Raw genomic sequence first — 24,534 nt, 5'->3', positions numbered from 1 at the left:
TTGATTTAGAATTTGTCGATTTTATTTTTACGGGTCGAAATAAGGGGTTACAGATGAAAATTGTTGAAGTCAAACATCCATTAGTCAAACACAAACTCGGTTTAATGCGTGCCGCTGATGTTAGCACCAAAGATTTCCGTGAATTAGCCACGGAAGTGGGTAGCTTACTCACTTATGAAGCAACGGCAGATTTAGAAACGGAAAAAGTCATCATTGACGGCTGGTGCGGTCCGGTGGAAGTGGATCGCATTAAAGGTAAGAAAGTAACCGTTGTACCAATTCTGCGTGCTGGTCTAGGAATGATGGACGGCGTATTAGAGCATATCCCAAGTGCAAGAATTAGCGTGGTGGGAATGTACCGTGATGAAGAAACCCTTCAACCTGTGCCTTACTTCCAAAAACTCGCCAGTGATTTAGAAGAACGCTTGGCTATAGTGGTAGATCCAATGCTGGCAACAGGCGGTTCAATGATTGCAACCATTGATTTGTTAAAAGAAAAAGGCTGTAATCAAATCAAAGTATTAGTGTTAGTGGCAGCTCCTGAAGGGATTGCCGCGTTAGAAAAAGCGCACCCTGATGTGGAATTATACACTGCTTCTATCGATCAAAAATTAAATGAGCAAGGCTACATTATCCCGGGCTTGGGTGATGCAGGCGATAAGATTTTTGGTACAAAATAACCTTTTTTAGAAACGGCATTTATGCCGTTTTTTTCCGTGCGTTTTATGCAAATAAAGCGTTTTTTAAAGTTAATTCAGACAGAGAGTTGAAACTTAAAATGACAAAAACCAATCCAAATGCACCTGTCGAGGTGGAAAGTAAAGCGAAGCAAGCTTTTGTCGGCTTGCAAATGTTGTTTGTGGCCTTTGGTGCGTTAGTGCTTGTGCCGTTAATTACCGGGCTAGATGCCAACACCGCCTTATTAACCGCAGGCGTGGGAACATTGCTTTTCCAATTATGCACGGGAAAACAAGTGCCAATTTTTCTGGCATCTTCTTTTGCTTTCATCGCACCAATCCAATATGGCGTGGCTACTTGGGGCATTGCGGTAACCATGGGCGGGCTGGCCTGCACGGGCTTAGTGTATTTCGCACTGAGTACCTTAGTTAAATTAAGAGGCGCAGAAGCATTGCAAAAAGTGTTCCCGCCTGTGGTGGTTGGCCCTGTGATCATTATTATCGGTATGGGTTTAGCGCCTGTGGCGGTGGATATGGCATTAGGTAAAGGTTCCGCCTATGAATACAATGATGCGGTACTCGTTTCAATGGTTACCTTGCTGACTACCCTTTCTGTTGCGGTGTTTGCGAAAGGCATTATGAAATTAATCCCGATTATGTTTGGGATCACCGCAGGTTATGTGCTGTGCTTATTTTTAGGCTTAATCAATTTCCAACCTGTACTAGATGCACCTTGGTTCAGCCTGCCAAATATCACCACGCCAGAATTTAAACTTGAAGCGATTTTATATCTCTTACCTATCGCTATTGCCCCTGCCGTTGAACACGTTGGCGGCATTATGGCGATTAGCTCGGTAACAGGCAAAGATTTCCTAAAAAAACCAGGGTTACACCGCACGTTATTGGGTGATGGCGTGGCAACCACTGCGGCTTCATTATTAGGCGGCCCACCAAATACCACTTATGCTGAAGTGACTGGCGCGGTGATGCTAACACGTAACTTCAATCCAAATATTATGACTTGGGCTGCGGTATGGGCGATTGCTATTTCTTTCTGCGGAAAAGTGGGCGCATTCCTTTCCACCATTCCAACTATCGTGATGGGCGGCATTATGATGTTGGTGTTCGGCTCGATTGCCGTGGTGGGAATGAGTACCTTAATCCGTGGTAAAGTTGATGTTACCGAAGCGCGCAATCTGTGCATTATTTCCGTGGTGATGACCTTTGGGATCGGTGGAATGTTCGTGAACTTCGGCGAAATTTCACTAAAAGGCATTAGTTTGTGTGCGGTTGTGGCGATTATTCTTAACTTGATTTTACCGAAAGCGAAAGATCAGGTCGAAATTCAAGAATAAAATTCCACCAAATTCAACGCAGAAAATAGGGGTAGGCTTTATTTATCCCTATTTTTTTTGTATATTCTTACCGCACTTTAGTTTACGAACACATTGGTTATTAGATTTGCAGTTACCGCTTCCCATTCATCAAATTGATGAAGAAACCCTTGAGAATTTTTATGCCGACAATAATTTATTGTTGCTGGATTCCTTGCATAAAAATTTTGCTGATCCGAAACAGCAGTTTTTCTACGTTTGGGGATCGGAAAGTAGCGGAAAAACCCACTTGCTAAAAGCCTGCTCCAATGAATTTTTAGTGCAGCAACGCCCTTCTATTTATGTGCCATTGAGCAAATCGCAATATTTCTCCCCAGAAGTGCTGGAAAATTTAGAACAGCAAGATTTAGTTTGCTTAGACGATATTCAAGCAGTGATCGGCAATGATGAATGGGAACTGGCCATTTTTGATCTGATTAACCGTATGCGCGAACAAGGGCGCGGCATTTTGCTCATCAGCGCTAACCAATCGCCAAACGCCTTGCCAGTGAAATTGCCTGACTTGGCTTCACGCTTATCTTGGGGGGAAAGTTACCAGCTTGCCTCATTAACGGATGAACAAAAAATTAATGTATTACAACAAAAAGCTCATTCTCGTGGCATTGAATTGCCTGATGAAACGGCTAACTTTCTGCTTAAACGCCTTGATCGCGATATGCACACCCTATTCCAAGCGTTGGCAGATTTAGACAAAGCTTCTTTGCAGGCGCAACGTAAACTCACCATTCCTTTCGTGAAAGAGATTTTGCAGCTATAAAAAAGGGAAGTAATCATACTTCCCTTTCATCTTTCAATCATTTTATCGACAAATTGTTTTTTTCAGCATTTCTGAATTTTTTGCAATATTTTGTGTTGCCACTTGTTTACCGTATTTATTTTCTTCATCTTGCACTTGCTGGGCAAGTTTTTCATCTTGAATGTTAAATACTGGCACATATTGCACATTTTCTGGCGCATTTTTAGAATAAATGGTTGCGCCCGCAATGCTTGCATAATATTCATTATTGGCTTGATCAACATAATAAGTGCGAGAATCTGTCAGATCCACGCCATAATGCGATTTAAACCCACGACAAATCCCAGCGCCAGATTTGAATACCGTGTGAGCAACACGATTTTCGCCAACTTCATACACTTCAAACTCAATGCTTTTTGCTAGCTTTTCCGCATCGCTCATTTTCTTTGGATTAAGTTGTTTTGATTCTTCCTTGCTCACATAAGTTTGATTTTCTGGCTCACTTTCAGAAAAACGAAAAACTTCCACATAACCAGAAGGCTCTGCCGTTTCTTCAACAGCCATAATAGTATGGCTAAAAAAGCTAAGGAAGATAGCCGTTGCTATATTTAACTTTTTCATTTTGTTACCAAATATTTTATTCAATTTCATATAGTTCCAAAGGCAAACCATCAGGATCTTGAAAAAAGGTAAATCGCTTACCCGTTAATTCGTCCACTCTGATAGGTTCACAAAAAATGTTATGTTGGGCTAAATATGCCACAACTTGATGAATATTTTTTACTTTAAATGCCAAATGGCGTAAACCGCAAGCCTCTGGTCTTGTTGGTCTAGCTGGCGGATTTGGAAAGGAAAACAGCTCAATTTGACTGCCATCGGGCAAGGCAAGATCCAACTTATAGCTTTCTCGCTCCGCCCGATAGGTTTCTTGAAGCACCTTTGCCTGCAAAATCTGCGTGTAAAAATGTTTAGATTTCGCATAATCTGACGCAATAATTGCAATATGATGAAAACCTAAAAATAATGAATTCATTTTTCACACAAAGTTAAAAGTCTAAAATTTGCAAGCCAATGAATTATTTTGTTTTTAAACTTTTTTCTAAGGTAACAGCAAGTAGCACGCACAGTGCTGCCATAATACCAAGCCCAATTGTAAATGCCATTTACTCCTCCTTTTCTGTTATCAATTTCTCTAAATTCTTACGCATAAAATCTGCACTAAATAAACAAGCATAGGCAAATAACAAGAAATAGACAATTTAGTACTTTATAGCCGATCGCATTCTCTCCATATAGTACTACAGAGGCGGCTAAAATCGCAACTTTTGCAATATCATCAAGGATTTTACACCACGATTGTAAACTTTCTTTATTTACTGGTCTTTTAAAAATATTAAACATTACTTGCTCTTTTAATTACACATTAATCTTAAGTAAGAAGATTATTTTTTCTGCTCCGCCTTTTCCTTTTCTTCTTGTGCATCGCGGGCGGCGCGGATGCTTTTTTCAAGCAGGGCGACTCTTGGATCGTTTTCGGGGATTAGGCGTAACATCATCGCCCAAGTTACTGCGGCCATTTTGTATTCTTCGCTTTCAAAATATTGGAATGCGAGTAAACCGAGGGCTTGTAGGTTGCTGTGATCTTTGCGCAGAACGCCTTTGAGCAAATCCATTCCTTTGTTTTTATCCGTTTGATCATCGGAAAACATTAAAATGCGCGCATAAGAAAGCTGGTATTCGATATTTTCGGGATCTAATTTTACCGCGCGGGCGTAGCTGTCATAGGCTAAACGTGCCTTATCCAGATTCATTGCAATTTGCCCAAGCGTCCACCAGTCCGCCGCGTTGTTAGGTTCTTTTTGCAATTTTAAGCGTAATGCGGTGGCGAATTGTTGCAATTCTTGATCGCTCATTGGATTACTTTCTTCTTCCTTTAAACGCTCATAAAAGTGCGGTAGTTTTTGGTAGGTTTTTTCGAGCATAGCTTCTTGCTGCCAAGCGCCTGCTTGCATATAGCCTAGCCCCGCTAAAATCGCTAAGGTTAAAAAGCCCGATACAAACCAGATTTTGCCGTAGCGTTTGCCATCTTGCTGAAGTTGTTCATTTTCAGGAATATCTTGCAATAAGGTTTGCTGTAATTCCGTGCGTAACTGCGAGGCGTTTTCAATTAAACCTTGCTGTTCATCTTCTTCAATTTCTTTCAAGCGATTGAAATAAAAGGCTTTATTTAGTTTGTTACGCTTGTTGCTGTCAAGCGCTTGTTTGCCTGAAAATAATAAGGGATAAAAACAAATTAGCGCCACAATAAGGGTGATCGCAAAACTGATGAGCCAAAAATTCATTGTTTATTCCTTATCCTTTAATAATTGTTGTAAACGTTGCTGTTCCGCTTGGGTTAAATTTTCATCATTAATTTGCACCGCACTTTGTTTTGCCTGTGGTTGTTTTTTCGGTTTACGGCGTAACACTAAAATGCCGCCGAACAGCACAAGGCAAACTGGCACAGCCCAAAGTAACACCGTAGCCGGTGTGAGCGGTGGGTTGTAGGTAACAAAATTGCCGTAACGTTGTACCATATAATCCACCACTTGCTGTTTGCTTTGCCCTTGGCTGAGCAATTCATACACTTTCTCGCGCATATCCACGGCAATGGTGGCGTTGGAATCGGCAATATTATTGTTCTGACATTGCGGGCAACGTAGCTCTTGGGTTAGGCTTTGGTAATCCTGTTCCTGCTGCGCTGAAGCAAAATTTCGCACTTCAATGGCTGCCTTTGCCGTGATGGCACAAAATAAAAGTGCGGTGAAAAAATAAGGAATTTTTCGCATTATTTTTGTTCCATTAATTTTTGATAAATCGGCTGCAAGGTGCTTTGCCATACTTTTTCGTTCACGTCCCCTGCATAGCGATAATGAATGATACCTTTGCCATCAATAATGAAGGTTTCTGGCGCACCATATACGCCCAAATCCAGCCCGAAAGCTCCTTTTTCATCTTTAATCACAAGCTGATAAGGATTGCCCAAATCTTTCAACCATTTAATGGCTTTGTCCGTTTTGTCTTTGTAATCCACACCGATAATGGTTACCCCTTGTGAATGGAGCTGATTCAAATATTGATGCTCTGCATAGCAAGTGGGACACCAAGTCGCCCACACATTCAATAAGATCGGTTTACCTTGTTGGAAAATGCCGTGATCGTGCGTTTTATTCTCAAACAGATCTTGCAAAGTTGCCGCTGGCACGGGCTTACCCACTAAAGCACTTTCCAAGGCTTTGGGATCATCGCCGTTGGAATTTCGTTGTAATTGCACGAAAAAGGCGATGGTTAGCGCTAAAAATAAAATCAAAGGAATAGCATATTTTTTATTCATCACGACCTTCTTATTCTGTTTGAGCTTTGGTTAATAACTGTTTGAAACGGTAGCGTCTGTCAAACATACAGAGCAAGCCGCCTAACGCCATAAATACGCCGCCGAACCAAATCCAACGGATAAAGGGTTTGTAGTATAAACGCAATGCCCACGCGCCATTGCCAAGGCTTTCGCCTAATGCCACATAAAGATCGCGACTAAAGCCCCAGTCAATTGCCGCTTCTGTCATTGACATTTTACTCACGGTATAAAAACGTTTTTCAGCATACAACGTGGTTTCGTATTTGCCGTTTTTGCTGATTTCAATTTCCGCTTTGCCACCGAGATAATTCGGGCCATTGGCATCACTAATACCTTGGAATTTGAAATCATAACCCGCAATATCAATGCTATCGCCCACGTTCATTCGCACATCACGTTCAATGCTGTAATTTTGGCTAAAGGCAATGCCCCAAACGGTCATCGCAACGCCAAGATGCGCCAACACCATTCCCCAATGGGAGCGAGAAAGTTTGCTTAGCCCCACAAAGAAATTGTGGCGGTGCGTAGCGCGCTGTTGTAATTCATATAATGCCAATACAGTGATAATCACCGACATCATCACGCCAAGCACGGAGGTTGCAGTGATGCGATCTTGTAACCAATAAGGCAGTACAAAGCCAGCAATTAGCATCAAAATTAGGCTGATAATCACTGGCGTTCTAATGGCAGAAAATTGATCTCTGCGCCATTTCACCAAAGGCCCAATGCCAAGCAATAAGGCAAAAGGGATCATAATGTATAGGAACATTTGATCGAAGAACGGCGCGCCAATAGAAATGCTGCCCAAGCCAAGTTGTTTATGCACCAACGGCAATAATGTACCTAAAAAGACCACTGCAAGTGCGGTCATTAATAAGATATTATTGAGCAATAGCATTGTTTCACGGGAATAACGCTCGGCGTTATCTCTTGAGCGAATTCGGTTGCCTTTGTAAGCATACAGGGTGAGCGAGCCGCCAATCACCACGATCAAATAAGCCAAAATATAAAGCCCACGGGTTGGATCGGAAGCAAAGGCGTGAACAGAAACCAAAATGCCTGAACGCACAAGGAATGTGCCGAGCAAGCAAAGGGAAAAGGCTAAAATCGCAAGCAATACTGTCCAAGCTTTAAACGAGCCACGCTTTTCGGTTACCGCAAGAGAATGCAATAACGCCGTTCCTGCCAACCAAGGCATTAATGACGCGTTTTCTACGGGATCCCAGAACCACCAGCCGCCCCAGCCGAGTTCGTAATACGCCCACCAAGAGCCGAGAACAATCCCTAAGGTTAAGAAAACCCAAGCCGCCATTGTCCAAGGGCGCGACCATCTTGCCCAGGCGGTGTCTAGTTTGCCTGTCATTAATGACGCAATAGAAAAAGCAAACGCCACGGAAAAGCCCACATAGCCCATATAAAGTAGCGGTGGGTGGAAAATCAAGCCGACATCTTGTAACAGCGGATTTAACTCTCGCCCTTCCACAGGGAAATCAGGGAAGGTGCGATCAAATGGATTGGAGGTGAATAAGACAAAAATTAAGAAACCAATGGTAATCACGCCCATTACCCCCAGCACGCGCGCGACCGCTTCTTGCGGTAACGGCTTGCTGAAAAAGGCAACCGCCGCACTCCATAAGGTGAGCAACCAAATCCATAGCAATAACGATCCTTCGTGCGAACCCCACACGGCGGATAAGCGGTAAGCCAACGGCAAGTTGGTATTGGAATTATTCACCACATATTGCACGGAAAAATCGTTGGTGGCAAATAAATAAAATAAACTGGCAAAAGCTAAAGTTAGGCTGAAAAATAACCCATACGTCATTGGGCGCGCCAATGCCATTAGCTGCGCGTTATTTTTTTCTGCGCCATATAAAGGGAAAAACGCCAATAGCAGGGAAACGCCCAAACTCAAGGCTAACGCATAGTTTCCTAATTCTGCGATCATTATTTACCTTCTTGTTTTTCTTGACGATCACGCTCGCTTTCGCCCGTTAAATCTGAAATACCCATTGGTTTATGCACTTTTTTCATTTGCTCACCTAATTCTGGCGGCACATAATTTTCATCGTGTTTCGCTAACACTTCACTTGCTTCCAACAGCGTTGGTGTTTTTAGCACGCCTTGTGCCACAATGCCCTGCCCTTCACGGAATAAATCGGGCAAAATGCCTTCATATTCCACGGTGATCGAAGGCCCAATATCGTTGAGATCAAACACCACTTTCAGGCTTTTGTCATCACGTTTCACCGTGCCTGCCACCACCATTCCGCCCACACGGATACGTTGCCCTACTTTCGGTTTGGTTTCCGCATCGTCATTTTTACCGTAGATCACTTCCGTTGGTGTGTAAAATAAATCAATATTTTGACGCAACGCATACAGCACCAATGATGACGCCACCGCCACGCCAATTAACACAAATAACACAATGGTTAAGCGCGATTTACGTCTTGGGTTCATAGGCTTTCTCCTGTTCTGCGGTTTTGTTCATATTGCGCGCGTTGTTGTTCGCGTTTAATTTCATTGATAAGCTTTTTCTTGCTCATCACGCCTTGCAAGATCAAGCCTGCAATGGCTAAGAAAGAAATGCCATAAGAAAGCCAAACGTAAAAACCGTAGCCTCCCATATTCAGAAAATCACTCACAGATTCAAAAAACATCATCTTATCCTTATAAAATTAAAAATTCTTGAAAAAACCACCGTACTTTATTTTTTACGAAAACGAAAATGCGGTGCAAATTGGTTAAATTTTTTGCTGACTGACTAACGCTTTCACCCAAGGGCGTTTTTTCTCATCATTTAATAACGCTAAACGGTAACGCACTAGGGTTAAGCAAATGGTTAATGCCATAAAACCGAAAATCGATAAAATTAATGGAATTAACATTGGCGTAGCGATAGACGGCTTTTCAAATTTCGTGATGCTCGCCCCTTGGTGCAAGGTGTTCCACCATTCCACTGAAAAGTGAATAATTGGAATATTGATCACACCGACAATCGATAAAATCGCCGCCGCTTTCATTCCCGTTGTGCGATCTTGGAATGCGGAATACAGCGCAATCACGCCTAAATATAAGAAAAATAAGATTAATGATGCAGTGAGGCGTGCGTCCCACACCCACCAAGTTCCCCACATTGGCTTGCCCCAAATTGCGCCTGTTGCCAAGGCGATAAAGGTGAATACTGTGCCAATCGGTGCCATTGCGATAATAGAAAGATGCGCTTGGCGAATTTGCCACACCAAACCAATCACGCCCGCAATCGCCATTGAAACATAAATGCTCATTGACCAAATCGCCGCTGGAACGTGGATATACATAATGCGAAAGCTGTTGCCTTGCTGATAATCTGCTGGCGCATACGCCAAGCCCCAAACTAAGGCGGTGCCAATTAATAAGGTTGAAAGCGCCACAAACCAAGGAATAAATTTTCCGCATAAATGGTATTGGGTTTCTGATTTGGCATAAGGGTGAAGCCATTTCCACATAATCAATCTTTCCTTTAATCAAAAAATAAAAACTTGTGCCTATTCAAGGCTAATTCGTAATGCCCCCGCAATGGCAAAAGGCGATAAGGTCAGTGCCGCACATAACATTGCGCCCAAAATAGCAAGTTGCCCGTTATAAGGCAAGGCAAGTGCTGCTGCTTCAAGGACGGACGCAGAAAAAATTAGCACTGGAATAAATAAAGGTAACACTAATAAACTCAACAACACGCCGCCTTTGCGCAGCCCAACAGTGAGCGCCACGCCAATCGCGCCAAGGCTGCTTAAAATTGGTGTGCCGAGCAATAAAGTTAGCACCAACGCCCACCAAATATGGCTATCCAAAGAAAGCAATAACGCCGCAATGGGTGAAAGTAAAATGAGCGGCAAGCCTGTTAATAACCAATGCGCCACTACTTTTGCCAAGGCGGTCAAGGCTAAATGTTGTGAGCTGAGCATTAATTGCTCCAGCGAGCCGTCAATAAAATCATCGCGAAACAAACGTTCAAAAGAAAGCAAGGCAGAAAGCAATGCTGCTACCCAAGCCACGCCGGGGGCGATTTCTGCCAGCAATTTCGGTTCAGGGCCAATCACTAACGGAAACAGGGTGATAATAATCAAAAAGAACCATAACGGATTGAGAATCTCCGTTTGTTTTCGCATCGCAATGCGTAATTCCCGTTTGATGATTTGCGCAAATATCTGCATAAAAAATTCTCTAATTTTGCACCGCACTTTATCTATGATGAAGCTATTCGCGGTGTGGATAACATTTATATTTCTCTAAATCTAACACTTGTAATTGTTCGCTTGGAATTTCTTGGTGGCTAGTTAAAATCACCATTCCGCCTTTTTCCACTTGCTGTTCAAATAAACGCGTTAAAATGCATACGCCATTTTTGTCAATGGCGGTAAAAGGCTCATCTAAAATCCATAATGGCGCTTGGGAAAGCCACAGACGCGCAAGGGCAATTCGCCGTTGTTGCCCTGCGGAAAGTTGCCCTGAAATAATGTCTTCGCGCCCAATTAAGCCCACTTTTTCCAGCGCTTGCCAAAGGGCTTCTTCCCCCTGCTGACATTGACTAATGGCTTGATAAAACTTCAAATTTTCCCACGGTGTCAGCTCTGGCTTAATGCCTGCGTGATGACCCAAATACAACAGTTGGTAATAATAATCTTCACGGCATTGTTTGATCGCCTGCCCATTCCAACACACTTGCCCTGCCAAAGGTGGCGCAAGACCAACTAAAATGCGTAACAAGCTTGTTTTGCCAATACCATTATGTCCTTCAATCTGCACAAAATCACCGCTTTGCCAAGTGAGCGATAAATCCGTAAACAGGGTTTTATCACCACGCTGGCAGGCAATTTGTTCGAGCTGTAATTGATTGATTATTGACATAAAATCTACCTTTGACGAAAAATGCCCTGATTTTATCACAAGGGCATAGGTGAGCGTAGTTATTCCACAAAAGAAAAACTAACTCTTTTGTAGTATTTGTGGGGGATTGTTGATTTAACGCAAAAATTGCTTTTTGCTGTTTTGAGAAAAAAATGTAATAAATTTTATCCACGCCATTTCTAAAAAAGTGCGGTATAAAAAAGTAAACTTTTTAGCCAGATCAAAATATTTATCTTTTTATCGGTAAAATAATAGTTTATTAATCTATCTCAAATTCTTGTAAATCGTTTACCTTGGATAAAAATGCTAAAATTTTGTTTGACAGTTTGTTTTTAACGAGTAAGATAAAACTCGTTTTCAAGAAGGATTATGTTTTATGTTTACTCGTGTTTTGCTCTCACTCCACCTGCTTCTCTCACAGTTTTTGTGCGGCTAGCTTGTGGATGAAAAACACCAAGGTAAAAACTTCCCAAATTTGACCCGCACTTTTTAGGCGGGTTTTTTTATATCTTCAAAATGAAAGGACAGATTATGCAAGATCAAGTGATTATCTTTGACACCACCTTACGCGATGGTGAACAAGCGTTGAAAGCCAGTTTGACAGTAAAAGAAAAATTACAAATCGCTTTTGCCCTTGAGCGTCTTGGCGTGGACGTAATGGAAGTGGGCTTCCCTGTGTCTTCCGCGGGGGATTTTGAATCCGTCCGCACCATTGCGGAAAACATTAAAAATAGCCGAGTCTGTGCCTTATCACGTGCAGTAGATAAAGATATTGATGTGGCAGCAGAAGCGTTAAAAGTGGCAGAAGCCTTTCGTATTCATACTTTCATTGCCACTTCTGCCTTGCACGTTGAAGCTAAATTACGCCGCACTTTTGATGATGTGGTAGAAATGGTGATCAACGCCGTAAAACGCGCGCGCCGTTATACCGATGATGTGGAATTTTCTTGCGAAGATGCAGGGCGTACGGGCATCGATAATATTTGCCGCATTGTAGAAGCTGCCATTAACGCTGGGGCGACCACAGTGAATATTCCTGATACCGTGGGTTATTGCTTGCCGATGGAATATGGCAATATTATCGCCAATGTAATGAACCGCGTGCCGAATATTGATAAAGCGGTGATTTCTGTGCATTGCCACAATGATTTGGGTATGGCAACAGCAAATTCGTTAACTGCGGTGCAAAATGGTGCGCGACAAATTGAATGTACGGTAAATGGAATCGGCGAGCGTGCGGGTAATACGGCGTTGGAAGAAGTGGTGATGGCGATTAAAACGCGTCAAGCCTTGTTTGGCGTGGATACGCGCATTAATACGCAAGAAATCCACCGCGTCAGCCAAATGGTTAGCCAATTATGTAATATGCCAATTCAGCCAAATAAAGCCATTGTCGGCTCGAATGCTTTCGCCCATTCTTCGGGCATTCACCAAGACGGTATGGTGAAAAATAAAAACACCTATGAAATTATGTCGCCAGAAACCATTGGCTTGAAGAAAGAAAAATTGAATTTGACTGCCCGCTCTGGCCGTGCCGCGGTAAAAAATCATATGGATTCAATGGGTTATCAAGAAAATGAATATGATTTGGATAAATTATACGAAGCTTTCTTGAAACTTGCCGATAAAAAAGGTCAAGTGTTCGATTATGACTTAGAAGCTCTTGCCTTTATTGATATGCAACAAGGTGATGAAGATCGCTTAACCTTAGACGTAATTACTTCACAAATGATCAGCCATTTACCAGCTTCCGCCTTTGTGCAAGTGGAACTAGACGGTGAGAAATTAAGCCAAGTATCTAGCGGCGGTAATGGCCCTGTGGACGCAGTGTTTAATGCTATCTTGAAAATCACCAATATTGATTTAAAAATGTTGAACTATAACTTAACCGCGAAAGGGGAAGGCGCAGAAGCGCTCGGTCAAGTGGATATTGTGGTAGAACATAAAGGACGCCGTTTCCACGGTGTGGGCTTGGCAACGGATATTGTGGAATCTTCAGCGCGTGCGCTTATCCACGCCATTAATGCAATCTACCGCTCACATAAAGTAGAAAATTTAAAATTAAGCAAAAATGCAATCAATTAAGGAGTGATGTGATGAAAAATTATAATGTCGCCGTATTAAGTGGCGATGGCATTGGCCCAGAAATTATGGCTGAAGCCATTAAAGTGCTTGGTGCTGTACAGAAAAAATACGGTTTTCAGCTTAACTTTCGCCATTTTGATGTGGGCGGTATCGCCATTGATAAACACGGCACGCCATTGCCAGCAGAAACCTTAAAAGGCTGCGAAGAAAGCGATGCAATTTTATTTGGTTCAGTGGGTGGACCTAAATGGGAAAACTTACCACCAAATCAACAACCTGAACGTGGCGCGTTATTACCGTTGCGTAAACACTTTGCTCTATTTTGTAACTTACGCCCTGCAACCCTATACAAAGGATTAGAAAAATTCTGCCCATTGCGTGCAGATATTGCAGCGAAAGGCTTTGATATGGTAACGGTGCGTGAATTAACCGGTGGGATCTATTTCGGTCAGCCTAAAGGCCGTGAGGGCGAAGGAAAAAACGAAAAAGCCTATGATACGGAAATCTATCACCGCTATGAAATCGAGCGTATCGCCAAAGTGGCCTTTGAAACCGCAATGAAACGCACTAAACACGTTACTTCGGTGGATAAAGCCAACGTGTTGATCAGCTCTACCCTATGGCGTGATGTGGTGGAAGAAGTAGCAAAAAGCTATCCTGAAGTGAGATTGGATCATATCTATATTGATAACGCCACAATGCAATTAATCAAACAGCCTGAGTTTTTTGATGTGTTGCTCTGCTCAAATATTTTCGGCGACATTATTTCTGATGAATGTGCAATGATCACAGGATCAATGGGAATGCTTCCTTCCGCCAGTCTAAACGAACAAGGTTTCGGTTTATACGAACCCGCAGGCGGCTCAGCCCCTGACATCGCTGGCAAAGGCATCGCCAACCCAATTGCACAAATTCTTTCCGCCGCAATGATGTTGCGTTATAGCTTCAACCTCAACGAGGCTGCCCGTGAAATTGAAAGTGCGGTGCAAAAAGTGCTTGAAAATGGTTATCGCACTGCAGATTTAGCTGATGAAAACAAACCTGTTTCGACTAAGGAAATGGGGGATCTTATCGCAAAAGCGATTTAAATCTCCCCCTAGCCACCTCTTTATCAAAGAGGAGAAAATGAGATACTCACTCTCTTTTAATTTAACCAAAATAAGAATGGCGCACCTTCGGGTTCCCTTCTGTTTTGCCCGAGTGTGAATGAATTTTTAGGAAAATTTAGTTTGTCTGAGGCACAAAGTGCCGAGTTCTAAATTTTCCGTTAAGAAAATTCATTCTAAGCGAGGAAAAGCAAAACAGCAGGGTGTGCTTTTTTGCCTACTTTTTTGCACAAGCAAAAAAGTAGGTTCACAAAACGAGTAATAAATATGAAAAAAACCCTATACGACAAATTATTCGATGCTCACATCGTTTACGAATCAGAAGGCGAAACGCCGATTTTATACATCAATCGCCACTTAATTCACGAAGTAACCAGCCCGCAAGCCTTTGACGGATTGTGTGTTGCCAATCGCCAAGTGCGTCAAGTGGGTAAAACTTTCGGTACAATGGATCACAGCATTTCAACACAAGTGCGTGATGTAAATAAATTAGAAGGACAAGCCAAAATCCAAGTGCTAGAACTTGCCAAAAACTGTGCCAATACAGGGATTGAATTGTTCGATATGAACACCAAACAACAAGGTATCGTTCACGTTATGGGGCCAGAGCAAGGTTTAACCTTACCGGGAATGACTATCGTATGTGGGGATTCCCACACTGCCACGCACGGCGCATTTGGCGCATTAGCGTTTGGGATTGGTACATCAGAAGTGGAACACGTTCTTGCTACCCAAACCTTAAAACAAAGCCGTGCTAAAAATATGAAAATTGAAGTGCGTGGCAAAGTTGCCCCAGGGATTACGGCAAAAGACATAGTGCTTGCTATTATCGGCAAAACCACAATGGCAGGTGGCACAGGACACGTTGTAGAATTTTGCGGTGAAGCCATTCGTGATCTTTCTATGGAAGGAAGAATGACCGTCTGCAATATGGCCATTGAACTTGGTGCAAAAGCAGGATTAATCGCGCCAGACGAAACGACTTTTGAATACTTGAAAGACCGTCCTTATGCACCGAAAGGCAAAGATTGGGACGATGCGGTGGCTTATTGGAAAACCTTGAAAACCGATGAGGGCGCAGAATTTGACACGGTGATCGTATTAGATGCAAAAGATATTTCACCGCAGGTAACTTGGGGAACAAACCCGGGGCAAGTGATCGGCATTGATCAAACCGTGCCAAATCCCGCTGAAATGAATGATCCTGTGGTACGCGCTTCTGCCGAAAAAGCCTTAGCTTATATTGGGTTAGAACCGAATGCAGATTTAACTCAAATCCCTGTTGATCAAGTCTTTATCGGCTCTTGCACTAACTCGCGTATTGAAGACTTACGCGCTGCCGCCGCGGTGATGAAAGGGCGTAAAGTTGCCGATAACGTAAAACGCGTATTGGTCGTTCCGGGATCAGGTCTTGTGAAAGAACAGGCCGAAAAAGAGGGCTTAGATAAAATCTTTATCGAAGCCGGTGCTGAATGGCGTAACCCCGGTTGTTCAATGTGTTTAGGAATGAATGATGACCAATTAGGCGAATGGGAACGTTGTGCCTCCACCAGCAACCGTAACTTTGAAGGTCGCCAAGGGCGTAATGGCCGCACGCATCTTGTTAGCCCAGCAATGGCTGCAGCAGCTGCGGTGTTTGGTAAATTTGTTGATATTCGCCAAGTGGAATTATATTAAGGAGAAATTATGGCAGGCTTTAAACAACATTCAGGCATTGTTATGCCATTAGATGTGGCAAATGTGGATACCGATGCCATTATTCCAAAACAATTTTTACAAGCCATCACACGTGTTGGCTTTGGCAAACATTTATTCCACGAATGGCGTTATCTTGATGCAGAGGGCAAGCAACCCAATCCTGAATTTGTCCTCAACTTCCCACAATATCAAGGGGCAAGTATTTTGCTCGCACGTAAAAATTTAGGCTGCGGCTCATCTCGCGAACACGCTCCTTGGGCATTGGCAGATTATGGTTTCAAAGTGATGATTGCACCAAGTTTCGCGGATATTTTCTATAACAACAGCTTAAACAACCATATGTTACCCATCCGTTTAAGTGAAGAAGAAATCGAAGAAATCTTCCAATGGGTGTGGGCAAATCAAGGGGCGACCATTGATGTGAACTTAGAAAAAATGACCGTCACCGTAGGCGAAAAAGTCTATCCCTTTGAGCTAGACGAATTCCGCCGCCACTGCCTATTAAACGGCTTAGACAACATCGGACTCACCCTCCAACACGAAAACGCCATTGCAGAATACGAGAAAAATATTCCTGCGTTTTTGAGATAAACTTAAGGCTGACACAACGTCAGCCTAATTTTTATCTAAATACTAGTAATTTTGATCGTTTTAACGCATACTTAGCACCCAATTTCTCATTTTGGTATGATTTATGCTTAATAAAAATTATTCTTTTGGTTATCTATTTGTAAATACTGCTGTTTCAATTTATTTTTTATCCATCTTTCTTTTTAAGCGTAGTTATAACATTGCACCCGCTTTACTTATTTTAGCAGCACTGATTCTTTTTATAATAAATAAAGAAAGAAAAAATATCTTTAAATTTAATAACGAACAAAATACATTAGCGTTCAGTTATTTTTTCTACTTTGCAACACTTGTATTTTCTGTATTATTCCATCACGGAAAATTAAACGAATTAGATAATCCTAGTCGCATTTTACTATTCTTACCAATCATTCCATTATTAGTTAATTACAAACTTAGCTTTCATATTTTAATAAAAGTTATCCCTTTCTCTGCCTTATTAGCTGGAATTATTGCACTTATTCAGCGTTTTTATCTTGGGTATGAACAAGCATACAGCAATGTTATGCATATTCAAGGCGGTGATATGGCTATGAGTTTAGGTGTATTTTCAATTTGTATTAGCTTATATTATTTGGACAAATAAAAATAAGAAATTTGCTCTACTCGTATTATTCTGTGCCTTAATGGGAATGTTAGGAAGCATTTTATCTACCGCTCGTGGTGGCTGGATTGGTGTACCATTTATATTGGTTTTCACCTTATATATTTATCGCAAAAAACTGCCTAAATATTTCTTTCCTATCCTATTTTCTACAATTTCAACATTTGTTATTATTGTTTCTCTCACCAACACGGGGGGCATTATTGATCGCATCAATGCCGCTAAAGCAGATATTACACAATATGTCAGTAGCGAAAACACGTCTACTTCTGTTGGTGCACGTTTCGATATGTGGAAAGCTTCTTTTGCTATTCAAGAAAAACCTATTTTAGGTTGGGGAAAACAAGGTATTTATGATAAAAAGCAAGAGCTTGCAAAAGAAGGCATTATTAGTGAGTATGCAGCAAGTTTCGTGCATAATCATAATCAATTTATTGATGACACAGTAAAAAAAGGATTAATTGGACTTATAGCCTTATTATTTGTTTTTATTGTTCCTTTACGATTTTTTATTAGCAACTTAAAAACAGATAATCCAGAGTTATTATGCCTTTCTAGTTTGGGGATCATTCACGTTACATCTACAATGTTTTATAATTTTTCACAAAGTTTCTTTAGCCATAACTCAGGAAATATTTTCTATTTCTTTTTGATTGTAATTTTTTATGCTGCCATTAAAGTGGTAAAGAATAAAAGTTAAGACATAAAAATAATGTCCTATCATAAGGGCATTATTTTAAAAGTACGGTGCTTTTTTCTGGTATTTTTTATTTATTATCGGCTAAATACTTTTCATAAGCATACAACGTATTAAACATTAACATCGCAACGGTCATTGGGCCAACGCCGCCTGGTACTGGGGTGATGTAACCAGCTCTTTCTTTTGCTTTGTCAAATTCCACATCACCAGAAAGTTTGCCGTCCACACGGTTAATTCCTACATCAATCACCACTGCGCCTTCTTTAATCCATTCGCCGGGTATAAATTGTGGTTTTCCTACGGCAACCACTAAAATATCCGCTTGTTTAACGTGGTGTTCTAAATCTTTTGTGAAACGATGCGTTACCGTAACAGTGCAGCCCGCAAGTAATAATTCTAACGCCATTGGACGCCCTACGATGTTGGACGCTCCCACAATCACGGCGTGCTGACCATAAAAATCAATGCCTGTAGTTTCTAATAGTTTAATGACACCATAGGGAGTACAAGCACGCAGTGTAGGAATACGCTGGCATAAACGCCCCACATTATATGGGTGGAAGCCATCTACATCTTTGTTCGGTGAAATACGTTCAATAACAGAAGTGCTATTAATATGAGCAGGTAAAGGCAGCTGAACTAAAATACCATCAATTAGTGGATCTGCATTTAGCTCATCGATTAAAGCAAGCAATTCTTGTTCGGTTGTACTTTCAGGCAAGTCATAAGACTTAGAAAACATTCCTATTTCTTCGCAGCTTTTACGTTTGCTGGCAACATAAACTTGCGAGGCAGGAACAGTGCCGACTAAAATCACCGCTAACCCCGGCGCACGTTTGCCTTGTTGGGTATATTGTTGAATTTTTTCAGCAATTTCTGATTTGATTTCTTTAGAGAGAGCTGTGCCAGAGATGATTTGTGCCGTCATTACGTTTTCCTTAAAATGAAATACTGAGAAAGTAAACGTTTGCTATTTTCTCAAAAAAAACATTCCAATGTAAGCCTAATTGAGATAATTTTGAGCGATTAAATAAAAAATAGAAAAAATTCATTGACTGATAATGAAAGCTACTTATAATGCTACACATCTGTCGGCGAGTAGCGCAGCTTGGTAGCGCAACTGGTTTGGGACCAGTGGGTCGTAGGTTCAAATCCTATCTCGCCGACCACTTCTTTTTTATCTATATCCATTTGAAATGCGCCCTTAGCTCAGCTGGATAGAGCAACGGCCTTCTAAGCCGTAGGTCATTGGTTCGAATCCAATAGGGCGTGCCATTATAATTATTTCTTCTTAACAAACTTTTGTTTATTCTTGTTTTATATTTATTTTTCTAAAAAATATCCGTACTTTTTGACAAAACAAGCAATCGTAACTCATTTTCTAACTTGTTCTTCTTTTATACTGATGATTTTTCTCTAACGTATTATTCCAATGATAAAAAAATCCCCGTAGCTAAAACTACGGGGAGTTGTGCAATAGAAATCTAAAAATCAGAAAAATTTCCACCGCACTTTAAAAAATGAGGCTTCGGGACGAATTACATCATACCGCCCATTCCACCCATACCGCCCATACCAGCGCCTAGGTCTGCTTTATCTTCTTTTGGAATTTCGGTTACCATCGCTTCAGTGGTAATCATTAATCCTGCGATAGAAGCAGCGAATTGAAGGGCTGAACGGGTTACTTTAGTTGGATCTAAGATACCCATTTCAAGCATATCGCCATATTGCTCAGAACCTGCGTTGTAACCGAAGTTTCCTTCACCCGATTTCACCGCACTTGCTACCACAGAGGCTTCTTCCCCTGCGTTGGTAACGATTTGGCGTAATGGCGCTTCCATTGCACGCAAGGCAAGTTTGATACCCACGTTTTGCTCTTCGTTGTCACCTTTTAAGCTGGCTGCCACTTTGGTTGCCGCACGGATTAAGGCAACACCACCACCGGCGACGATACCTTCTTCCACAGCTGCACGAGTTGCGTGTAAGGCATCTTCAACGCGATCTTTTTTCTCTTTCATTTCAACTTCAGTTGCCGCACCCACTTTAATTACAGCCACACCGCCAGCTAACTTAGCCACGCGTTCTTGTAATTTTTCTTTGTCGTAATCTGAAGTGCTTTCTTCAATTTGCTGACGAATTTGTGCTACACGGCCTTTGATTTGCGCTTCTTCGCCCACGCCATCAATAATTGTGGTGTTGTCTTTGTTGATAACCACGCGTTTTGCTTGGCCTAAATCTTCTAATGTCGCTTTTTCTAGCTCCATTCCGATTTCTTCAGAAATCACTGTACCCGCAGTTAAAATCGCAATATCTTGTAACATTGCTTTACGGCGATCACCAAAGCCTGGGGCTTTTACCGCAGCCACTTTCACGATACCACGCATTGTGTTTACTACAAGGGTCGCAAGGGCTTCGCCTTCCACATCTTCCGCGATGATTAACAATGGTTTACCTGCTTTCGCAACGGCTTCTAACACAGGCAATAATTCACGAATGTTAGAGATTTTTTTGTCCACTAAAAGAATGAACGGATTGTCAAATTCTACGGTTGCAGATTCTGGTTTGTTGATGAAATAAGGTGAAAGGTAACCGCGATCGAATTGCATACCTTCAACCACTGCTAATTCATCTTCTAAACCTGTGCCGTCTTCTACGGTGATCACGCCTTCTTTGCCCACTTTTTCCATTGCCTCAGCAATAAGTTTACCCACTACATTGTCTGAGTTTGCTGAGATTGTTCCCACTTGCTCAATTTCTTTTGAGCTTTCGCACGGTTTAGAAAGGGCTTTTAATTCTGCCACCACAGCACTCACGGCTTTATCAATACCGCGTTTTAAATCCATCGGGTTCATTCCCGCAGCCACCGCTTTTAAGCCTTCGTTTACGATAGCTTGGGCTAATACGGTTGCCGTTGTTGTACCGTCCCCAGCGGCGTCATTGGCTTTAGAGGCCACTTCTTTCACCATTTGTGCACCCATATTTTCGAATTTATCTTCTAATTCGATTTCACGCGCAACGGATACGCCGTCTTTTGTGATCGTTGGTGCGCCAAAGGCTTTGTCTAAAATTACATTACGACCTTTCGGGCCAAGGGTGACTTTCACTGCGTCTGCAAGAATGTTTACACCGTTAAGCATTTTTACGCGAGCATCATTGCCAAATTTAACGTCTTTTGCTGCCATTTTTTATTCCTTCTTAATAATGTGTTTTGCTAAAAGTGCGGTGAAAAATAACCGCACTTTTTGATGATTGATTTGGGATTATTCTACGATAGCTAAAATATCGCTTTCAGAAATGATTAACACTTCTTCGCCATCAATTTTTTCCGCTTTCACGCCGTAGCCATCATTGAAGATAATGGTGTCGCCAACTTTTACATCTAAAGGCAATACAGTACCATTTTCTAAAATGCGCCCTTTACCCACGGCAAGCACTTTTGCACGGGTTGATTTAGTCGCCGCAGAACCAGTTAAAACAATTCCGCCAGCAGAAAGGGTTTCCACTTCTTCACGTTTGATGATCACACGATCGTGTAATGGACGAATATTCATTGTAATTTCCTTCTTAAGTTGAGGTTTTAAAACAAAAAAGTATCTTCAATATGGGGTAGGATTTTTTCCTTTCAAGAGAATAACAAAAAATTTTTTGCAAAAATAGGTAAAAAAGCCCCGCACTTTAGAGATAAAGATGAGAATAATTTTTATTTACTTGGTGAGTTTTTTTCGGTAAAATCAAGGCTAGCTAAAACAAAGCTTGGCTAAAAAGTTTCAGCTAAACGTAAAAGGCGTTTTTCACTGAATTCAACAGGAAATATTCCATTTTCTACGCAAAGTGCGGTGCAAAAAAAACGCTCAAATTTTAACCAATCACTCAACTTTAACCACGGAGAACGTGCAATGAAAAAAACATTATCTGCTTTGGCCTTATTAACCACATTTGCAGCACCTGCTTTCGCCGCCAACGAAGTGAATGTCTATTCTTATCGCCAACCTTATTTGATCGAACCTATCTTGAAACAATTTGAGCAAGAAACAGGCGTGAAAGTGAATTTTATTTTTGCCGATAAAGGCTTAGTTGAGCGGGTAAAACGTGAAGGTGAGCTTAGCCCGGCAGATGTGCTATTAACCGTGGACATTAGCCGTGTGATGGAAATTGTTAATGCAGGGTTGGCGCAGTCGATCCAATCTTCCGTATTGGAAAGTAATATTCCTGCGCAATTCCGTGATAGCCAAGGCAAATGGTTTGCGCTGACTAGCCGCGCGCGCGTGGTGTATTCATCGAAAGATCGCGTGGGTAAATTGCCAGCAAGCTTCACTTACTACGATTTAGCTAAACCTGAATTAAAAGGCAAAGTTTGTGTGCGTTCAGGCAAACATTCTTACAATGTTTCGTTAATTGCTTCAATGATTGCTCACGATGGCGTAGAAAAAGCCAAAGATTTCTTAACAGGATTAAAAGCGAACTTGGCACAAAAACCACAGGGTGGCGACCGTGATCAAGTGAAAGCGATTAAAGAAGGCGTGTGTGATTATTCATTAGGCAATAGCTATTATTACGGCAAAATGCTGGAAGATGAAAAACAAAAAAGCTGGGCGGAAGCGGCTTATATCAACTATCCAAACCAAGAAACCGTGGGTACACATATGAATATCAGCGGTGTGGTAGTGGCAAAATATGCACCAAATAAAGACAATGCGGTGAAATTAGTGGAATTTTTAAGTGGCGACCAAGCACAGCATCTTTATGCTGAATTGAACCACGAATATCCAGTAAAACCGTCTGTACAAAAATCTAAATTGGTGCAATCTTGGGGTGAATTTAAACAAGATAATCTGCCATTAGAAAAAATCGCAGAAAACTATGAAAATGCGTTGAAATTAATCGATGAAGTAAAATTTGATCTGTAATAGATCCAATCTATGCTAGCCTATACCCATCAGGGATAGGCTAGTTTTATTTTGATTATGGATAATTCCGCAAAACATAAAAATTTTTTGGCAAAAAGCACCGCACTTATCGCATTGTTGGCGGTATTGGGGTTCTTCTTGCTGCCGATTATCGCCTTGTTGCTTTCGGCGTTTGAAGGCTCATTGCACAGTTTGCAACATTTATGGCAAACGGTGTTTACCGACTATTTATTCAATTCTCTAAGCTTGGTATTCGGCACAACTGCGCTCAGTTTATGCTTTGCCTTGCCCTGCGCATTTTTGGTGTCGCGCTATCATTTTGTTGGCAAAACGCTGTTGCAATGGTTGCTTTGCCTGCCCCTTGCCATTCCTGCGTATTTATCTGCCTATCTTTACACGGATTTTTTAGACTATCCTGGCATCGTGCAACAAAGTTTACGCACTTGGTTTGATTGGCAAAGCAAGCAAGATTATTGGTTTCCTTCCATTCGCAGCCTAGGCGGCGCTTGCTTTATTTTGTCGCTGTCGTTGTATCCTTATATTTTCTTATTAGTCAGAATGGCGTTGATGGAGCAAGGCGATAATTTGCAGCAAAGTGCCAAACTATTGGGCGCAAGCCGTTGGCGTGTGTTTTACAAAATTACCTTTGCTCTCATACGCCCAGCTATTGCGGTGGGTTGTGCTTTGGTGGCAATGGAAACCTTGGGTGATTTTGGCACGGTGGCGTTTTTTGCCATTCCTTCACTCACTACGGCGATTTACGACACTTGGCTCGGCTTTGGCGATTTGCAAGCCGCGGCGCAGATTTCTTTGTTTATGCTCGGATTGTTAGTGCTATTTATCAGCATTGAGCGTTATGCACGCCGCCAGCAGCGCTATTATCAACGTTCAGGACAGCGTCCTGCACAAACCCAACGGCTCAATGGACTAGGCTGGGGATTATTGTTATTCAGTACCCTGTTAATTATTCTTGCGTTTTTTATCCCGCTCTTTCAGCTGAGTTATTGGTCAATTATCTATTTTGAACAAGCGTGGACAGCGGATTTCTGGCAATATAGCCAAAACAGCTTGCTAGTTTCTGGGCTAGCAATGATCATCTGCGTATGCTTAGCCTTATTAATGCACTTTTGGGCAAGGTTACGCCCAACGCCTTTGGCAAAAATAGCCGTGCGCTTTTCTGCGCTAGGTTACGCTATTCCCGGAACAGTTTTGGCAATCGGCTTGTTAATTCCTTTTACTTTTGCCGATCATCAACTTAACCGCTTGTTAAAATGGCTTGATTGGCCAATGCTTGGCTTGGTGTTTTCAGGCTCAATTTTCGCCTTGGTGTCCGCTTATGTGATCCGCTTTTCGGCAATGGCTTTGGGCAGCTTAGAAACCAGCTTGAGTCAAATTCCGCCGTCTTTAGATATGGCAGGCAGAATGTTAGGCTATAAATCTTGGGGAATTTGGCGCAAAATCCACTTACCCCTAATGCGCAAAGGCATTTTCACCGCATTATTGCTGGTTTTTATTGAAAGTATGAAAGAACTCAATGCGTCTTTATTGTTGCGCCCGTTTAATTTTGATACGCTTGCTACCCACGTTTTCACCTTTACTTCAGATGAACAGCTTGAACGCGCCGCCTTACCCGCCTTAGTGCTTATTTTAGTGGGGATTATTCCCGTGTTGATTTTAACTCGATCTTTACTGCAATCAGGGAAAAAAGCTTAA

General features: G+C 41.9%; 25 protein-coding genes and 2 tRNA genes. 13 read left to right on the top strand and 14 right to left on the bottom strand.

Features of this window, described 5'->3' with window-relative positions; genetic code table 11:
- Positions 1-53 precede the first annotated feature (53 nt).
- The 3 genes from upp (at position 54) to hda (ending at position 2,828) form a co-directional block, all read left to right on the top strand.
- Complete coding sequence (gene upp / locus C3007_RS09455; protein WP_103854208.1) at positions 54-680, top strand: uracil phosphoribosyltransferase; 627 nt, start codon at positions 54-56, stop codon at positions 678-680.
- 98 nt (positions 681-778) lie between these two features.
- A complete protein-coding gene (locus tag C3007_RS09450; RefSeq protein ID WP_103854207.1) occupies positions 779-2,032 on the top strand; it encodes a nucleobase:cation symporter-2 family protein in 1,254 nt (417 codons plus the stop codon).
- Positions 2,033-2,138: 106 nt separating this feature from the next.
- Positions 2,139-2,828: a DnaA regulatory inactivator Hda gene (gene hda / locus C3007_RS09445; RefSeq protein ID WP_341476369.1), complete on the top strand. Its 690-nt coding sequence runs from the start codon at positions 2,139-2,141 to the stop codon at positions 2,826-2,828.
- A 42-nt stretch (positions 2,829-2,870) separates the two neighbouring features.
- Here the strand turns inward: hda and C3007_RS09440 are convergent, their stop codons facing one another.
- From C3007_RS09440 to ccmA, 11 genes are all read right to left on the bottom strand, one after another.
- The gene (locus C3007_RS09440) at positions 2,871-3,371 is read right to left on the bottom strand and encodes a DUF8095 domain-containing protein (RefSeq protein ID WP_165779981.1); all 501 of its coding nucleotides are present in this window, start codon (positions 3,369-3,371) and stop codon (positions 2,871-2,873) included.
- Between the two features lie 73 nt (positions 3,372-3,444).
- Positions 3,445-3,840, bottom strand: a complete 396-nt coding sequence (gene gloA2, locus C3007_RS09435) for an SMU1112c/YaeR family gloxylase I-like metalloprotein (RefSeq protein WP_103854204.1) — start codon at positions 3,838-3,840, stop codon at positions 3,445-3,447.
- 409 nt (positions 3,841-4,249) lie between these two features.
- The gene (gene ccmI, locus C3007_RS09425) at positions 4,250-5,149 is read right to left on the bottom strand and encodes a c-type cytochrome biogenesis protein CcmI (protein WP_103854203.1); all 900 of its coding nucleotides are present in this window, start codon (positions 5,147-5,149) and stop codon (positions 4,250-4,252) included.
- 3 nt (positions 5,150-5,152) lie between these two features.
- A complete protein-coding gene (locus C3007_RS09420; RefSeq protein WP_165779980.1) occupies positions 5,153-5,635 on the bottom strand; it encodes a cytochrome c-type biogenesis protein in 483 nt (160 codons plus the stop codon).
- Positions 5,635-6,180 carry a DsbE family thiol:disulfide interchange protein gene (locus C3007_RS09415; RefSeq protein ID WP_103854202.1) on the bottom strand — a complete coding sequence of 182 codons (546 nt, stop codon included), beginning with the start codon at positions 6,178-6,180 and terminating at the stop codon, positions 5,635-5,637. The genes C3007_RS09420 and C3007_RS09415 overlap by 1 nt, the downstream gene beginning before the upstream one ends.
- Before the next feature lie 10 nt (positions 6,181-6,190).
- The gene (locus C3007_RS09410; RefSeq protein ID WP_103854201.1) at positions 6,191-8,149 is read right to left on the bottom strand and encodes a heme lyase CcmF/NrfE family subunit; all 1,959 of its coding nucleotides are present in this window, start codon (positions 8,147-8,149) and stop codon (positions 6,191-6,193) included.
- Positions 8,149-8,664: a cytochrome c maturation protein CcmE gene (gene ccmE, locus C3007_RS09405; RefSeq protein ID WP_103854200.1), complete on the bottom strand. Its 516-nt coding sequence runs from the start codon at positions 8,662-8,664 to the stop codon at positions 8,149-8,151. The genes C3007_RS09410 and ccmE overlap by 1 nt, the downstream gene beginning before the upstream one ends.
- Positions 8,661-8,864: a heme exporter protein CcmD gene (ccmD, locus tag C3007_RS09400; RefSeq protein ID WP_103854199.1), complete on the bottom strand. Its 204-nt coding sequence runs from the start codon at positions 8,862-8,864 to the stop codon at positions 8,661-8,663. The genes ccmE and ccmD overlap by 4 nt, the downstream gene beginning before the upstream one ends.
- A gap of 84 nt (positions 8,865-8,948) precedes the next feature.
- On the bottom strand, positions 8,949-9,692 hold the full coding sequence (locus C3007_RS09395; protein WP_103854198.1) for a heme ABC transporter permease: 744 nt from the start codon (positions 9,690-9,692) through the stop codon (positions 8,949-8,951).
- Positions 9,693-9,731: 39 nt separating this feature from the next.
- A complete protein-coding gene (gene ccmB / locus C3007_RS09390; RefSeq protein WP_103854197.1) occupies positions 9,732-10,397 on the bottom strand; it encodes a heme exporter protein CcmB in 666 nt (221 codons plus the stop codon).
- Positions 10,398-10,440: 43 nt separating this feature from the next.
- Positions 10,441-11,091: a cytochrome c biogenesis heme-transporting ATPase CcmA gene (gene ccmA / locus C3007_RS09385; RefSeq protein ID WP_103854196.1), complete on the bottom strand. Its 651-nt coding sequence runs from the start codon at positions 11,089-11,091 to the stop codon at positions 10,441-10,443.
- 531 nt (positions 11,092-11,622) lie between these two features.
- On the opposite strand from ccmA, the gene leuA reads away from it, so the two are divergent.
- The 6 genes from leuA to C3007_RS11735 all read left to right on the top strand — a co-directional run bounded on the left by leuA (position 11,623) and on the right by C3007_RS11735 (position 17,914).
- The gene (gene leuA, locus C3007_RS09380) at positions 11,623-13,176 is read left to right on the top strand and encodes a 2-isopropylmalate synthase (protein WP_103854195.1); all 1,554 of its coding nucleotides are present in this window, start codon (positions 11,623-11,625) and stop codon (positions 13,174-13,176) included.
- A gap of 11 nt (positions 13,177-13,187) precedes the next feature.
- Positions 13,188-14,264 (top strand): 3-isopropylmalate dehydrogenase, encoded by a 1,077-nt coding sequence (leuB, locus tag C3007_RS09375; protein ID WP_103854194.1) that lies wholly within the window; start codon positions 13,188-13,190, stop codon positions 14,262-14,264.
- A 285-nt stretch (positions 14,265-14,549) separates the two neighbouring features.
- Positions 14,550-15,959: a 3-isopropylmalate dehydratase large subunit gene (leuC, locus tag C3007_RS09370; RefSeq protein ID WP_103854193.1), complete on the top strand. Its 1,410-nt coding sequence runs from the start codon at positions 14,550-14,552 to the stop codon at positions 15,957-15,959.
- Between the two features lie 9 nt (positions 15,960-15,968).
- On the top strand, positions 15,969-16,571 hold the full coding sequence (gene leuD, locus C3007_RS09365; protein ID WP_103854192.1) for a 3-isopropylmalate dehydratase small subunit: 603 nt from the start codon (positions 15,969-15,971) through the stop codon (positions 16,569-16,571).
- Between the two features lie 103 nt (positions 16,572-16,674).
- Entirely contained in the window at positions 16,675-17,196 is a 522-nt protein-coding gene (locus tag C3007_RS11740) for a hypothetical protein (RefSeq protein ID WP_243397688.1), read from the top strand.
- 46 nt (positions 17,197-17,242) lie between these two features.
- Positions 17,243-17,914 carry an O-antigen ligase family protein gene (locus C3007_RS11735; RefSeq protein ID WP_243397687.1) on the top strand — a complete coding sequence of 224 codons (672 nt, stop codon included), beginning with the start codon at positions 17,243-17,245 and terminating at the stop codon, positions 17,912-17,914.
- A gap of 67 nt (positions 17,915-17,981) precedes the next feature.
- On the opposite strand, the gene folD is transcribed toward C3007_RS11735, so the two are convergent.
- Positions 17,982-18,842 (bottom strand): bifunctional methylenetetrahydrofolate dehydrogenase/methenyltetrahydrofolate cyclohydrolase FolD, encoded by an 861-nt coding sequence (gene folD, locus C3007_RS09355; protein ID WP_103854191.1) that lies wholly within the window; start codon positions 18,840-18,842, stop codon positions 17,982-17,984.
- A 164-nt stretch (positions 18,843-19,006) separates the two neighbouring features.
- Between folD and C3007_RS09350 the strand changes: the two genes are divergently transcribed.
- Together C3007_RS09350 and C3007_RS09345 are read left to right on the top strand one after the other, a co-directional pair.
- Positions 19,007-19,083 (top strand) — tRNA-Pro (locus tag C3007_RS09350).
- 29 nt (positions 19,084-19,112) lie between these two features.
- Positions 19,113-19,189: transfer RNA gene (locus C3007_RS09345), tRNA-Arg, on the top strand.
- 263 nt (positions 19,190-19,452) lie between these two features.
- Here C3007_RS09345 and groL read toward each other — a convergent pair.
- Both groL and C3007_RS09335 read right to left on the bottom strand, forming a co-directional pair.
- Positions 19,453-21,096 carry a chaperonin GroEL gene (gene groL, locus C3007_RS09340; protein ID WP_103854190.1) on the bottom strand — a complete coding sequence of 548 codons (1,644 nt, stop codon included), beginning with the start codon at positions 21,094-21,096 and terminating at the stop codon, positions 19,453-19,455.
- 78 nt (positions 21,097-21,174) lie between these two features.
- On the bottom strand, positions 21,175-21,465 hold the full coding sequence (locus tag C3007_RS09335) for a co-chaperone GroES (protein ID WP_017806817.1): 291 nt from the start codon (positions 21,463-21,465) through the stop codon (positions 21,175-21,177).
- Between the two features lie 345 nt (positions 21,466-21,810).
- Between C3007_RS09335 and C3007_RS09330 the strand changes: the two genes are divergently transcribed.
- Both C3007_RS09330 and C3007_RS09325 read left to right on the top strand, forming a co-directional pair.
- Entirely contained in the window at positions 21,811-22,821 is a 1,011-nt protein-coding gene (locus C3007_RS09330) for a Fe(3+) ABC transporter substrate-binding protein (protein WP_103854189.1), read from the top strand.
- A gap of 57 nt (positions 22,822-22,878) precedes the next feature.
- Entirely contained in the window at positions 22,879-24,534 is a 1,656-nt protein-coding gene (locus tag C3007_RS09325; protein ID WP_103854188.1) for an ABC transporter permease, read from the top strand.

This window comes from Avibacterium gallinarum (assembly GCF_002921135.1).
Classification (GTDB): Bacteria; Pseudomonadota; Gammaproteobacteria; order Enterobacterales; family Pasteurellaceae; genus Avibacterium; species Avibacterium gallinarum.
This window is presented reverse-complemented; position numbering and strand designations above follow the sequence as displayed.